This is a genomic window from Kitasatospora sp. NPDC059722, from assembly GCF_042733235.1.
GTDB lineage: Bacteria > Actinomycetota > Actinomycetes > Streptomycetales > Streptomycetaceae > Kitasatospora.
Genome location: NZ_JBHWGD010000005.1, coordinates 35,558 through 50,622, shown reverse-complemented (window position 1 = coordinate 50,622; position 15,065 = coordinate 35,558). Strand labels below are relative to the sequence as shown.

Annotated in this window: 7 protein-coding genes; 4 read left to right on the top strand and 3 right to left on the bottom strand. The window is 68.4% G+C overall.

The window, feature by feature from the left end; translation table 11 throughout:
* Nucleotides 1-195 precede the first annotated feature (195 nt).
* Entirely contained in the window at nucleotides 196-801 is a 606-nt protein-coding gene (locus tag ACFV4F_RS04605) for a hypothetical protein (RefSeq protein ID WP_380500416.1), read from the top strand.
* Nucleotides 802-1,726: 925 nt separating this feature from the next.
* On the top strand, nucleotides 1,727-3,013 hold the full coding sequence (locus ACFV4F_RS04600) for an IS256 family transposase (protein WP_380500500.1): 1,287 nt from the start codon (nucleotides 1,727-1,729) through the stop codon (nucleotides 3,011-3,013).
* A gap of 533 nt (nucleotides 3,014-3,546) precedes the next feature.
* Here ACFV4F_RS04600 and ACFV4F_RS04595 read toward each other — a convergent pair.
* Entirely contained in the window at nucleotides 3,547-3,873 is a 327-nt protein-coding gene (locus tag ACFV4F_RS04595) for a hypothetical protein (protein WP_380500415.1), read from the bottom strand.
* 6,093 nt (nucleotides 3,874-9,966) lie between these two features.
* Here ACFV4F_RS04595 and ACFV4F_RS04590 point away from each other — a divergent pair.
* A complete protein-coding gene (locus tag ACFV4F_RS04590) occupies nucleotides 9,967-10,209 on the top strand; it encodes a transposase (protein WP_380500499.1) in 243 nt (80 codons plus the stop codon).
* Nucleotides 10,206-11,078 carry an IS3 family transposase gene (locus ACFV4F_RS04585; RefSeq protein WP_380500414.1) on the top strand — a complete coding sequence of 291 codons (873 nt, stop codon included), beginning with the start codon at nucleotides 10,206-10,208 and terminating at the stop codon, nucleotides 11,076-11,078. The genes ACFV4F_RS04590 and ACFV4F_RS04585 overlap by 4 nt, the downstream gene beginning before the upstream one ends.
* 108 nt (nucleotides 11,079-11,186) lie before the next feature.
* On the opposite strand, the gene ACFV4F_RS04580 is transcribed toward ACFV4F_RS04585, so the two are convergent.
* Nucleotides 11,187-12,296, bottom strand: coding sequence for a hypothetical protein (locus ACFV4F_RS04580; protein WP_380500413.1), 1,110 nt, complete (start codon nucleotides 12,294-12,296; stop codon nucleotides 11,187-11,189).
* Nucleotides 12,297-12,298: 2 nt separating this feature from the next.
* The coding region (locus ACFV4F_RS04575; RefSeq protein WP_380500412.1) for a CRISPR-associated endonuclease Cas3'' at nucleotides 12,299-15,065 on the bottom strand (2,767 nt) is incomplete at its 5' end.

Genomic DNA, 15,065 nt, shown 5'->3' with positions numbered 1-15,065 from the left:
ACACTGAAAATCGGCCTGGCGTCGCCGCCCTACACAAGGTGGTCCCAAACTCCTCCCGGCGATCCTCCGCCTCACCAGGCAGCACTACCTGCTCCGTGCACCCTGAGATCCCCCGATGCGCCCTTGATCCACCGTGTCGTTCAGCGGACTGTCAGACCCTGAGTTGGTCATAGGACGATCGATCGGGGGATTCTCATGTCGGACGCACACTCCGCCAGTCCGTGGGCACGTACGGTCTTCGGCTCCCTCGCGGCCGAGGTCACGGCAATCGTGCCCGCATGCCTTGTCCGGGCCCACGAACGCGCCCAAGGCGGCCACGAAGGCGTCCACACGCAGACGCTCGAAGCGTACGGACACGGGCTCTACGCCGCACAGTACGAGGAGCTATCGGCCGGCCTCTCTCAGCTCCCCGGCGTTGAGCTGGTGCGGCTCCAGGCGCGGACCGTCGCAGTGATCGCCGGCCATGTCATCTACCCCTACCGGTACGCGAAGAAGGACGTGCCCGTGACTGCTGCCAGACTCCGCAGCGCGTCAGGCCTTCGCGCTGACCTCATCCGCAGGCACGGCCCCGACCCACGTCAGGGAGAGCTGGATCTCGACATCGAACTGCCGGATGAGGACGAGCCTCATGCGGATCTCGCCCGCCTCTCGCCGGACACCAAGCTTGTTCTCGTCGCCTACGCCTGCTCGCTGACTGACGGCGTGGTCCGCCTGGAATGGGGGTCCGCGGAACTTCACCGCGAAGATCGTTCACTAATCTGGCACCGCCATGAGCCCCTGCCTATCCCCCGAAAGCGCTGATGTGAGACCTCCCAGCGGGTAGCTGCTGAAATTCGACCAGCGGCGCGCGGTGGCGGGTTGTGGCGGAGTGATGGCAGCTCCAACGCCATGCTGCGTCGGCGGACGCCGTCGAGGTGCTGCTGGCGTGGTGGAATCTCACCGCCGTAAACAAAAACCACCTCCACCTTGTCCGCCCGGGTCGTCGTCTCGCTGGAGCGGTGTACTGCGGCCACGCGGGCAAGTCTGCCGGAGAGCGCCTCCTTCGAAGGGCTCGTGTTCTGCCAATCGGACGGCGCACCGCTACGCCCGCCCGCATCCTGATCGACTCAGAAGTCCCACTGGTCGTCGGATCGAAGACGCTGCAGCACTCGACGCTGTCGACCACGGTCAACATCCACGGGCACCTGCTCCCGCACGCCACCCGCGATGCGGTCACCGCACTGCGCCAGGCCCTGGACGACGCCTCGCCACCATCCGCCATCCCCAGCGGCGAGTCGCCAGTCCTCTCGAACACCCCATAGCCGGCCACGCGTCACGGGACCACAGGCCTGCCATCACCATTCACTCAAACGAGAACAGCGGGTCCGTCATTTCTGACAGACCCGCTGGTCACATACGTCGGGACGACAGGATTTGAACCTGCGACCCCTTGACCCCCAGTCGCCGGGCGATAGCCATCGCTGCACGTCATACGGTAGACAGCCCGCGCTGTTCGTTCACCGAAAGACGCCTCAGAGACAGTGGTGAACGACGCGTGGTCCCCAGCACGTCCCCATCGATACCCCTTCCACTGCGGCCTCTCAGCTACCTTCGGTGGGCAACCGCATACAAAGGAGTGGAACTCGGGATAGCCATGCAGGTCGTACTCGGCGATCTCGCTGCGACCGTGGGTCTGTACAAAGAACGGTGTAACTCCCGATCAAGGAAGTAGCACCTGATGAAGGAAGTGACCGTCTCGGCCGCGGCCGTCGAGGCAGCGAAGCCGGTGGAGTTGCAGCCGGACGCCTTGGACGACCAGTTGATCGGGCAACTGGTCGACCGGGCCCGAGCGAGCGGGCTGCAGCTCACCGGCGCCGGAGGCCTGCTCCAGCAGCTCACGAAGAAGATCCTGGAGTCCGCCCTCGAGGGCGAGATGACGGACCACCTCGGCTACGAGAAGCACGACCCGGCAGGGGCCGGCAGCGGGAACTCGCGCAACGGCATCCGGTCGAAGACCGTGCTGACCGAGGTCGGCCCGGTCGAGATCGACGTCCCCCGCAACCGGGAAGGCTCGTTCGAGCCGCAGCTGGTCCGCAAGCGCCAGCGGCGGCTGTCCGGAGTTGACGAGATGGTGCTCTCGCTGTCCGCCCGCGGTCTGACGCACGGGGAGATCTCCGCGCACCTGGCCGAGGTCTACGGCGCGGAAGTATCCAAGCAGACCATCTCCACGATCACGGACCAGGTGATCGAGGGCATGGCCGAGTGGCAGAACCGGCCGCTCGATCCGGTCTATCCGGTGGTCTTCATCGACTGCGTGCACGTGAAGCTCCGCGACGGCCAGGTCGCCAACCGGCCCATCTACGTGGCGCTGGCGGTCACGGTCGAGGGCACCCGCGAGATCCTCGGGTTGTGGGCCGGCGACGGCGGCGAGGGCGCCAAGTACTGGCTGCACGTCCTGACCGAGATCAAGAACCGCGGCGTCGCGGACGTGTGCATGGTCGTCTGCGACGGTCTCAAGGGCATGCCGGACGCCATCGCCGCGGTCTGGCCGCAGGCCGTCACCCAGACCTGCATCGTCCACCTGATCCGGGCCTCGTTCCGCTACGCGGCCCGGCAGGACTGGGACAAGATCTCCAAGGCGCTCAAGCCCGTCTACACGGCTCCGACCGAGGACGCCGTCCTGGAGCGGTTCGTGGAGTTCACCGAGGCCTGGGGGAAGAAGTATCCCGCGATCGTGCGGCTCTGGGAGAACGCCTGGGCGGAGTTCGTGCCGTTCCTGAGCTTCGACGTCGAGGTCCGCCGGGTCATCTGCACCACGAACGCGATCGAGTCCGTCAACGCCAGGATCCGCAAGGCCGTCCGCTCGCGCGGGCATTTCCCGAACGAGCAGGCCGCGTTGAAGTGCGTCTACATGGCGATCATGTCCCTCGACCCGACCGGTGACGGCCGAAAGCGCTGGATGACCCGCTGGAAGGCTGCGTTGAACGCCTTCGAGATCGCCTTCGACGGCCGACTCTCCGCCGGCCGCCGTTAACTCAACCCAACCGAGTTACACCGTTCACTGGACAGACCCGCGACCGTGCCATACCGGGATGGTACGGAGCCACAGCGATCTGCGAGGCGTTGTGCCGCATGGTCTCGATGCTGCGATGGTGCCGCACGGGGATGGTGCGTAGCGACCCATCCGACGCCTGTTCCCGGGCGTGTTCCAGCTGATGCTGAGATGGTGCTGCACAAGAGCGGTGCGGAGCGACGTTGGTCAATGTGGCGGTTGCGCCGCCGACCTGGTCCCTGCGATGGTGCCGCACCGGGATGATGCGGAGCGACTTGTTCCAGCTCCGGCAATCGTTCTTCGGGCAGCCAACTGCGATGGTGCCGCACCGGCGAGGTGCAGAGGTGCCGGCTACCGCCAGGACGACGACGGCCTGATCGCAACGCTGCGATGGCGCCCTATCACGGTGCTATGGCGCAACGGTGATGCCATGTTGGGCCCAGCCGGTGCCGAAATTGCTGCGATGGTGCCGTACCAAGATAGTGCGGTACGACCCGCGGGGCCGCCGGCATGGACTATGCAGGCGTCCGCGCTGTAATGGTGCCGCTCCGGGTGCGGAGCGGCACCTTGGTGGCGTGGCCCTGCTCTTCGCGCAGTTGCAGGCTGCGATGGTGCCGCACCGGGGTGGTGCCGAGCGACCCGCCAAAGAAGTAGCCGTGGTGGTCCAGCGGGAGATGCTGCGGCCATGAAGCACCGACAAGTTGCAGAGGGACATTGCCGTCCTGGCCGTTCGCTGGTTCCAGCACTGGATGCTGCGATGGTGCCGTACCAAGGTGGTGTGGAGCGGCCTCGGCGTTGGCGTAGGTCTTGCCGGCGGAGTTGCCGCTGTGATGGTGCCGCACTAGGACCGTACGGAGGGGCCTTGCGGAGTTGGGTGACGTACTCGCCGAAGTCCGAGCTGCGATGGTGTCGCACCAGGGTGGTGCGGCGAGACTAACGCGGTAGTGGCCGCCGGCTCCCCGGCAACGTGGCTGAGATGGTGCTGCACCGGGGTGGTGCGGAGCGACAGCTGGGCCACGCGCTCGCTGAACGGGTCCCAGATACTGCGATGGTGCCGCACAGGGGTGGTGCGGAGGCACGCATGTCGCCCTCGCGGACGCACACCACGTCGGCGGTGCTGCGATGGTGTGCCGCACCGTGGTGTGGAGCGATGCCGAAGACGAGGATTCCGACACTCAGATGGCCGCGGAGCGACCTCGCCCGGGCGTACCTGGAGCTGATGGAGGAGACGCTGAGATGGTGCCGCACCGGGGGTGGCGCAGAGTGACTTGCTCGTCCGGGGTCATCTCCACGCTCAGCTTGCGGCTGCGATGGTGCCGCACCGGGATGGTGCGGAGCGACCAGGCCCAGCACGATGCCGTCCGTCTCGCGCGGGCCGCTGCGATGGTGCCGCACCGTGGTGGCGCGGAGCGACTGCGTCGGCCTGTGGCAGATCAACGTCCCCATGCACGTGCTGCGATGGTGCCGCTCCGTGGTGGTGAGGAGAGACCCCGGTGGGGCCGGCACTCGGCGGAGACGATCTGGACGCTGCGATGCTGCCGCACGGAAGCGGTGCGGAGGCACACCGTGGCCTGGGCCCAGGGCGCGGCAAACGGCCCTGGCTGCGATGGTGCCGCACCGGGATGGCGCGGCGCGACGGCAACGGCGGGTCTGCGACCAGCACTTCGGGGACGTGCTGCGATGGTGCCGGACCAGAACGGTGCGGAGGGAGCCGGGCGGGTCGTGGCGGGCGCCGACGCCGAAGAAGTTGCGATGGTGCCGCACCGGGACGGTGCGGAGGGACCGCGGCCGACCTGATCTTCTGGGGCATCGACCTGGGGCTGCGATGGTGCCGCACCAGGGTGGCGCGGAGCGACACCGCTCCAAAGACGTGCGATTCAGCCCCGAGCTAGGGCTGCGATGGTGCCGCACGAGGGTGGTGCGGAGCGACCTGACGCTGTCGCGCGGGCTCATCTGCGGCGACGCGCTGCGATGGTGCCGCACCATGGTGGTGCGGAGCGACAGGGCCAGGGCGAGGAGGAGCTCAACCCGAGGGCGAAGCTGCGATGGTGTCGCACTGGTGAGGCCCGGAAGAACGTAAGGTGCGTCGCCTACGGGGCGGGTTCCACGGCGGCTGCGATGGTGCCGCGGCAGTTGGCTACGGAGGGGAAGGTCGAGTGCGCGGCCGGCACGGGCGATGTAGTCCAGCCTGCGATGGTGCCGCACCGGGGTGGCGCGGAGCGACGGTGAGGGCACGCACGTTGCCGCCCGGCGGCCGGACGCTGCGATGGTGCCGTACCAAAGTGGTGCGGAGCGACCTGGGACCAACGCCGGCCACATCGACGAGGACGACATGCCGTGGTGGTGCGGAGCGACTGGCCTGCTCGGCCGCGAGGCCGCCAACACAGTCATGCTGCGATGGTGGCGTGAAGCGACGTGGTGGGTGGCGCGCCCGGCGATATCGACCTGAAGCTGCGATGGTGCCGCACCGGCGTGGTGCGGAGCGACACGTGATGACCGCCTTGCAGTCGGTCGTGGACACAGAGCTGCGATGGTGCCGCACCGGCGTGGTGCAGAGCGACGGCAGTTGAGCTGCTGGTTCGGTGGTTCAGCGGGGCAGTTGCTGTGTCTGCCAGGGGCATCCATCGGGGCAATTCGGACTTGTTGCTTCGGCGCGGTGGGGTGTTCTCGTGTGTGCTTGTGGTTCCGAAGTCGTGGTCGGCCGGGACTGCTTTCTAGGTGTTGGCGCTGTGGAGTTGTCAAGGACCGGGTGTTGGTGGGGTGACCCGGGGGTGGGGTTCAGGGCCAGAAGTGGCGGCTGGCGGCGAGGGGTCCGTTGGATTGTCTGAGGCCGGTTCGGGGCGCGGCGCAGAGGGCGGTCGCGTTGTGGTGGTGCCGCACGGTCGGGCACAGCAACGACCACGACGTTGACCAACTCATCGACCTGGTCGAAACTCTGCAATGGTGCCGCACCGGTGAGGTGCGGAGCAACTACGGCCTACACGACATCGTCCACGCGGGCAACGAGCTGCGATAGTGCCACACCCAGATGGTGCGGAGGACCCCGCTACACCGCTGGTCAGCAGACGCGGGCGGCTGCCTGCGATGGTGCCACACCGAGACGGTGCGGATGAGGGGTGGATCTCCTAGTGGGGCTGACCCGACTCGAAACGCTGCGATGGTGCCGCGCCCGAATAGGACAAAGGGGCGACCGGATCGTCTGCCCCGCAGGCGAAGGCGGCGGGCTGCGATGGTGCCACACCGGCAAAGAGCGGAGGAAGTTGAACCAGTTCTCTCCGAACAACGCTCGCGCTGAAGCGCTGCGATGGAGCCGCTACATCGAGGTGCGGAGACGCTCGCGGCGGCGTGGTCGGCCCACTTGGACTCCAGCTGGCCGCGATGGAGCCGCACCGATGAGGTGCGGAAGCGCCTCAACTCGAGCGCCACGGACGCCGGGCGTCTTGGTGCTGCGATGGTGCCGCGCCGGGACGGTGAGGAACGATACGTCGTGCGACTCGATCAGGCCTCGCAGGGTGTGGCTGCGATGGTGCGTAGCGGCCGCCGTATTAGTTTGCCAGGCCACCCGAACCATGACATTGCGATGGCGCGCACCCGGAAGTTGCGGAGCGACGTTCCCGTCCAGGAGTCTGCGGGTTCCCTGGCGGGCTGCGATGGTGCCAACCGGTGAGGCTCGGAGACGCCACGCGCCCCGTCGTTCTGGTCGTGGACGACCCGGTCGCTGCGGTGGAGCCGTACTTGTTCGTGCGGAGCGACGCCCACGACCGGGCTTGTCACGGTCCCGCCGTTAGCACTTCGATGGTGCCTCACCGAGATGGTGCGGGAGATACTCCCGGCTGGACTGGAAGCGCGGCCGATTGAACGTGCTGCGATGGTGCTGCACCGGGCGGTGCGGAGCGACGTTGGAGACCCGGGTTCCGGTCATCAGCGCGATGGGGCTGCGATGGTGCCGCACTGAACTGGTGCGAAGGGCGCGCCCGAAGAGGACGCCTCCTTCACCGAGTACATGACGCTGCGATTGTGCCGCACCGTGACGGTGCGGAGCGACAGTTCGGCGAGCACCGACCGTCCGGGGCGTACCCGGCGCTGAGATGGTGCCGCACCGGGACGGTGCGGAGCGACCTGTGGTATCCGGCGACTTCATCACCGCCGCCCTGTGGCTGCGATGGTCCCGCACCGGTGGGGTGCGGAGAGCCAGAAAGCCGGCCTCGGAGGGAGCCACGCCAGGGTCACTGCGATGATTGCCGCACCAGGACGATGCGACACCGTCACAGCCCAAGCAATGTGCTGGCACATCATGGCCGACGCACTGCGCTGATGTCGCACTGGCGTGCGGATAAGCCACCGAGGTGGTGGCCGGCGTGCAACAGCAGGACCTGCGGCGATGGTGCCGCACTGGAAAGGCGCAGAGGGGCCGGGCCCCAATCCGCTGCTCAACGTCGCATGCAATGAGATGCACCAATGGTGCCGCACCGGTGGCAGTACGGAGCGACTGGCGCGTCTGAGCGGAAGACGAGAGTGGTGGCGAAGCGCTGCGATGGTGCCACACCGAGACGGTGCGGAGCGACACGGTCCCTTGGCTGGAGCGCATCAGGGCCGCGCTGCTGCGATGGTGCCGCACCGGGATGATATGAAGCGACCGCTGAACCAGGCCTTTGAACTTGCCGACGCCCGCGAGGCTGGGATGGTGCCGCACCAGGATGGTGCGGAGCGACGGAGTGGACTGGCCTATGAGGTAGTCCCGGGGCACGCCGCTGCGGCGGTGCCACACCAAAATGGTGTGGGGAAACGCCGGGCGCGGTACCGAGTCCGGTCTTCTTGACCATGCTGCGATGGTGCCAGACCGGGGAGGTGCGGAACGACCCATGCACGCCGGGATTGCAGCCCGCGACCACAAAGCTGCGATGGTGCCGCATCGGGACGATGTAGAGCGACCCTTCCGGACTGCTCCGCGTTCTTCCATGGCGTCTTAGCTGCGATGGTGTCGCACCGGGACGGTGCGGAGCGACAAAATGCTGCGCGATCTCAGAATCGCGGCAGGACTGCTGCGATGGTGCCGGATCGGGGAGGTGTGGAGGAACAACACCGTATCCCTGGCGGCCGTCGAGGGTCAGAAGCTTCGATGGTGCCGCACCGGGATGGCGTGGGGCGACTGCCCGGAGCGGCCGACCCGTTCTTGACGAACAGGTGGCTGCGATGGTGCCGCACCGGAAGGGTGTGGAGCGACGGCGTATGAGCTGCTGGTTCGGCGGTTCGGCGAGTCAGTTGCCGCACCTGCGAGGGTTCCCTTTGGGGCAATTCGGACTTGTTGCTTCGGTGTGGTGGGGTGTTTCCGTGTGTGCTTGTGGTTCCGAATTCGTGTTCGGCCGGGGTCTCGTTCTGCGAGTTGGCGCTGTGGAGTTGTCAAGGACCGGATGTCAGTCGGGTGGCCGGGGTCGAGGTTCAGGGCCAGAGGTGGCGGCTGGCGGCGAGGGGGCGTTGGATTGTTTGAGGCCGGTTCGGGGCGCGGTGTAGAGGGCGGTGACGTTGTGGTGATGCCGCACGGTCGGGCACAGGAGCAACCACGACGTTGACCAACTCATCGACCTGGTCGAAACTCTGCAATGGTGCCGCACCTGGTAGGTGCGGAGCGACAGTTCGGCGAGCACCCGGTCGGTGACGAGGTCGCAGCTTCGATGGTGCCCCACCCGTGAATCGCGGAGGAACCGCAGTCGTCCTAAGCAACGCCCGACACCAGCTCCCGATTGGGATAGTGCTGCACCGAAATGGTGCGGAGCAATGACTCGGTTGGCAACTGGGTCGGCCCGGTCTACGGGCTGCGATGGTGCCGCACCGGGGCGGTGCGGAGCGACCTCCAGGTCCACCAGCGACGGGCGGGCCTCGTAAACGCTGCGATAGTGCCGCACCAGGGTGGTGCGGAACGACCCCGGACGGTGATCCTCGTTGGGCCGCAGGGCTCGCGGCTGTGATGGTGCCGCACCGGGACGGTGCAGGGCGACGGGTGACCATGTGCCTGCGGCCTCGCTGATGATGACGCCGCGCCGGGAGGGTGCAGGGCGACATCGATGTACTGGTCGATCTCCACAACGGCGGCACACTGCGATGGTGCCGCACTGGTGACGTGCAGAGGCGCTCTCCGAGGAGGAACGGCACACGTGGCGGTTCGTCGAGCTGTGATGGAGCAGCACCGCTGAGCTGCGGAGCGACCCGCGCGAGGACTGCCCGGAGTGCGTGGACTATATGAAGCTGCGATAGTGCCGCAGCACGATGGTGCAAAGCGGCGGCCGACTCAGCCAAACCACCCGACAGGGCCTGCTGCACCTGCGATGGTGCCGTACCCGAGACCCGAGCTGGTACGGAGCGACCTGGTCTTCGAGCTCCTCCTCCAGGCCGTAGCGGGGGCTGCGATGGTGCCGCACGGGGATCGTGCGGAGAGGTACCGGCGGTGACGGGAATTCCAACCCCAACCTCGTACTGCGATGGTGCCTAACCAGGGTGGTGCGGAGCGACGCCGAACTTCTCACCCACGCCGCCACCACCGGAACGCTGCGATGGTGCCGCGCCGGGGTGGTGCGGAGCAACGGGCGATCTGCTTCGGCCTCGGCATGTACTTCGGCCTGCGATGGTGCCGCACCAGGTGGTGCGGAGCGATGGCGTATGAGCTGCTGGTTCGGTGGTTCGGCGAGTCAGTTGCCGCACCTGCGAGGGTTCCCTTTGGGGCAATTCGGACTTGTTGCTTCGACGTGGTGAGTGTTTTCGTGTGTGCTTGTGGTTCCGAAGTCGCGTCCGGCCGGGACATTGTGGGCTTGATTCGCTTTGACGGACGCCCCTGATCAGGGGCTTCGGCCCCGGTAAGGATGATGTCCATCATGGAGAGCATGGGGAAGAAGAAGAAGCCACGCCCTCGCCGCTCGTTCACGCCGGACTTCAAGACCTAGATCGTCGAGCTGTGCCGACGCGGTGACCGCTCGGTCGGCCAGGTCGCCAAGGACTTCGACCTGACCGAGACCGCGGTGCGCGACTGGGTGAGACAGGCCGAGGTCGACGCCGGTGATCGCGACGGCCTGACCAGCGACGAGCGCGAGGAACTGGCGAGGCTGCGGCGGGAGAACCGCCGCCTGCGCGAGGACGTGGACATCCTCCGCCGGGCCACGGCTTTCTTCGCGACGGAGACCCGGTGACGGTGCACCCGTTCATCGAGGCGGAGAAGCAGGCAGGCCACAACGTCAAACGGGCGTATAAACTGCTCCAGGTCTCCCGAGCCGCCTTCTACGCCCGCCGCACCGAGACCCCCGGCCCCCGCGCCGTGCGCGACGCGGAGCTCACCGAGAAAATCACCAAGGTCCATGAGACCTCCCGCGGCACCTACGGCGCCCCGCGCGTCCACGCCGCCCTGCACCGCCAGGGCACCGCCTGCGGCCGCCGAAGGATCGCACGCCTGATGCGCCAGGCCGGCCTCGAAGGCCGGCACCGAAGACGGCGCCAGCGCACCACGATCCCCGACCCCCGCGCCGCCACCCGCCCGGACCTGGTCCTACGCGACTTCCAGCCCCACCCGGCAGCCCTCGACGCGCGCTGGTGCGGCGACATCACCTACATCCCCACCGACGAGGGCTGGCTCTACCTGGCCACCGTCATCGACATCGCCTCCCGCCGCGTCGTCGGCTGGGCCACCGCCGACCACCTGCGCACCGAACTGGTCGCCGACGCCCTACGGGCCGCCTGCCACACCCGCCGCCCGACTGGTCCGGTGATCTTCCACTCCGATCGCGGCTGCCAATACACCAGCCGTGAATTCGCTAACCTGGCAGCCGAGTTCCGCGTTCAGCTGTCGGTCGGCCGCACCGGCCAGTGCTGGGACAACGCCCTCGCCGAGTCCTTCTTCGCCACCCTCAAACGGGAACTACTCGGCGACCACCCCTGGCCCAGCAAGGCCGCAACACGGACCGCGATCTTCGAGTGGATCGAAGCCTGGTACAACATACGCAGACTGCACAGCAGCCTCGACTACCGCAGTCCCGCCGAATACGAGACCGCCCTGGCGGCCTGACCACCACACCAACGGTGTCCGTCAAAGCGGAGCAAGCTCATTGTTGTCTGTGTTGGCGCTGTGGAGTTGTCAAGGATCGGGTGTTGGAAGGGTGGCCGGGGGTGGGGTTCAGGGCCAGAGGTGGCGGCTGGCGGCGAGGGGTCCGTTGGATTGTTTGAGGCCGGTTCGGGGTGCGGTGTAGAGGGCGGTGACGCCGAGGTTGGTCAGCATTCTGGCATTGCGGTTCGTGTCGGGTTCGGCGGCGCGGACGGCGTGGTGTTCAAGCAGGACGGTCACGTCGGTGGTGGTGAGTGGTGGTGTCCAAGCGGGCCAGCGTAGGGCGCCGCGGCTGTCGGTGGTGTCCCAGCTGGTGGCGGCTTGGGTGCGGCCGGTGGCGGTGAGGCGGAAGGTGGCGAGGGCGTGGAGGGCGAGCCAGGTGGGGCCGGGCGCTCCGCGTTGGTAGGCCTTGCCTTCGGAGTTGGTGTGGGCGTCGCCGAGGGAGCGGTGGTCGAAGTTGGCGGAGGCGTAGTCTGGGACGCGGCGCCAGCCGTCCAGGGCTGAGCGGATCTGTCGCGGGTCCTTGTGGCAGCCGAGGACGGCTTTCTGCATCAGGCCGGTGATGGTCATCTGGCCGGCGGCGGCAATCAGCGGGGTGACGGGGGTGCGCCGCACCGTGGCGGGTCCCGGTTCTTTCATGGGCTCCGGATCGTTCTTGCCGGTCTTGGGTGTGGTGTCTTCGAAGCACATGACGTTGGCCAGGGAGGCGAACCAGCGGGCTTGGCGGTCGCCCGTCTCGCGTTCGTATTGGGCGAGTTCGCGTAGCGTCTGGTGCGCGGTGTCGACGCGCATGCGCAGGGCTTCGTTGGGGGCGGTGGTGTCCTCGCGTGGTCGGGTGAGGAGTCCGGGAACATGTGGAAAGGAGTCCCAGACTTCGTCCTCCGTACTGGCTGCGTTGGCGTCCTCATCCTCTCCGTCCTCCGTCTCGGCGCTGTCCGCGGGCTCCCCGGTTCCGCGAGATGTCTTGGCGGGCATGGGCGGAAGGTGGCTGGTGAGGAGCTCGGTGAGGGTGTCGAGAGTGAGAGGCTGGTCGGTGGTGAGGACTGCTGCGCCGGCCGGGCCCTTCCAGTGGAGTAGGGGCTCGGTGGGCAGGGCGGCTGTGGTGAGTTCGAGGACACCGAGGGCGGCGAGGAATCCGAGCGGGTCGTCGGAGCGGAGTGCGGGGAGTTCGAGCTGGTGCATGGTCAGCTGCCTTCTTCAGAGCAGGCGATGTCGGCGAGACGAACAACAGCTTCGAGGAGGGCCAGGCCCCAGAAGCCGTAGCGCCGGTTAAGCGCGCGGAAGCGGCGCGGGCCATTCCAGTCGATGCCGATCACCGTGCTGGAGACGGTGACGGTGGTGTCGTCGGGCATGGTGCACTCGACGAGGACCGGCTCGGGGTCGGCGAACGCGGGCAGCATCGGGCGGGCGTAGCCGTGGTGGGCGGCAACGAGGTGGGTGACGAGGTCGTGGTCGAGGCCTCGGGCGGCGGCGGGGCCGGTGGCGAGCCATGCCTGGACCGCGGCGGCACTGAGCGCTTCGTGGCGCAGGTCCTTGGACCAGTTGGCCAAGCGGGCGGCGCGTCTGCGGGCGGTGCGGTCCGCGGGATCCATGCCGGACTTGGCGAGGGGTTCGGGCAGGGACTCGGCGAGCAGGCGGTCACCGGAACAGAGCATGCACTGGAACCGCAGGTGGTCCTTCCCGCAGTCATGACTGGCCGCCGCGAGCACGACGGCGTCGACCAGGTCATCGGGCAGTCCGACGCCCCGGGCGAAGTCGCGGGCGCGTTCGCCGACGGCCTTGTGGTGGTACTTGAGGGTGACGGTGCGGGTGAGACTGCTGCTGTCCGGGTCCTCGTCGTCCACGGCGATCCGGTAGCGGCCGGCCTCGGTGAGCCGGGGCGGGACGAGGACGATCCGGCTCGGACCGCCATGGTCGAGCAGCACCACCCCGACCACAGCCGCCCGTCCGATACGCCACTCGGGAACCTCCAGCAGGGTCTCCAGGCGCTGGCGCAGCGCCGGGGTGTGCCGGGAGAAGCTGTCGTGCGCGGTGTCGGTGGGCAGGGCGGCGAGCAGCCTGGTGATCGCGGCACGGACCGCGTCGGTCGTGCTCGGGGCGTCCGGGTCGCCGGGGTCTGCGGTGAGATCGGCGTGGGCCTGCTTGATGATCGGGGTGAACTGCTCGGGGTCGCTGCCGGTGGTGCTGGCCAGGACGGCCGCGTCGAGGCGTAGCGGGGTGCGGGTGTTGTCGGTGGGGTGGTCGCCGAGGTCGGGGACAGGGGTGTCGGGGCCTGCGGTCCAGCCGTAGGCGTCGTGGCCGCCGGCGGTGGTGGGCAGGACGAGGGTGGCGCCGGGCTTCAGGTCGTCGACGGCGCGTGGGGTGGTCCAGGTGCCGTCGGTCTCGCGTTGGAGGACGGTGGTGCGCAGGCGGGTGGGTAGGTTGCGGGGTTCGGGTGTGGTGTCGGCGTTGGTGCCCTCGAGGTCGCTGGTGTCGGGGGTTGTGCGGGGTTGGGTGAGGAAGCGGCGCACCGCGGCGAGGGGCAGGGCGAGGGTTTCGGCGGTGTGGACCGGGGTGGTGAGGATGTGTTCGGCGAGGGTTTCGGGGTCGGTGGTGTCGGTGGGAAGGTCGGCGCGCCACAGGAGTTGGACTTCGGGCTGGCCGCTGTCGAGGCCGTGGAGGAAGGGGCCGGGGGACTCGTCGGGGACGGGGATGGGGCTGGTGCGGGCGAAGGCGCCCAGGCGTACCTGCTCAACCGGGGGGATGTGTTCGCCAGCGCGGGTGAGCTGTGCGGTGTCGGTGCCGTCCAGCAGACCGGGCAGGGTGGCGGGATTAAGGACCAGGCCGTCGAGGAGGTGGGGGGTCAACTCGGCAGGGTCCTGGGTGTCGTGGGTGGGGGCGTGCTGGGTGAGCCACTGCCAGGTGTTAGCGGCGGCCTGGCCGTAGACAGGGATGCGGTCGGGGTCCTCGGGATGGTGGGTGCGTACGAGGATCGCGGGCACGGGGCCGAGTTCGCCTCGGCGGTCGAGGCGTCCGAGGCGCTGCAGTGCGGACGCCCAGTCGCCGCATTCGCTGACCATCGCCCCGAAGGTGCAGTCGATCCCTACTTCGAGGGTCTGGGTGCTGATCACGACGAGGAGGCGTTCGCGGTCCGGATCGATGCCGTCGAGGAGTTCGGCCAGCGGGCCGGTGACGAGCAGGTCGCGCTCCGCGGGACGGCAGCGGCCGGTCAGCAGCAGCACGTCCACGTCGGTGCGCCGGGCCAGGGCTTCGTGGGCGGCGCGGGCGTGGGTGATGGTGTTGGCGATCACCGCGACCGCGGGCAGCCGCAGGAGGGGCAGGAGGGCGTCCAGGCCAGTCTCGGCCGCGAGGGCGAACGCCTCGGCGGGCTTCTTCGACCAGTTGCTGGCGTCCAGCAGCGTCACGTGGCGCTCGGCCGCGATTCGCCGGCCAGCGATGGGGTGGTTGCGGTCGGCTTCACCGATGCCCAGGCGGGGGCGGCGGCTGATGGCGCTGGTCGCCGATAGGCTCACCACCCGAAGCGCCCGTGCCGCCAACTCCTCCCGCATCGCTGCCTGTTGGTAGAGCGTGGTGTCGGCAGCGGTCGCGAGCAGGGCCTTCGACAGGTGGGCCTCGTCCAAGGCGAGCAGAGCGTCGTGCCCGGTCAGGGCGGCGTCGATCGGAGCGCGCTGCGGGGAGGTGTGGTAGCCGCGGAACAGCAGGCGGCTGCCGTACTGGTCCACGGTCGACGTCACCACCAGCGGCTGGGCCGGGCTGCGCACCCAGTTCGACTCCCACCGCGTGCCGCCGCGCATCCGCACCACCTCCAGCGGCGACTCGCCGCCGAGGTCGCGAAGCGCGGCGGCGACCTTCGCCCGCACCGAGCCGGGCGGCGCCCCCGCGAGGGCCACCCCCAGTTCCGTGGTGTGCGGGTGGGCCTGGTCGACCACGAGACGCCCGTCGACGCAGAAT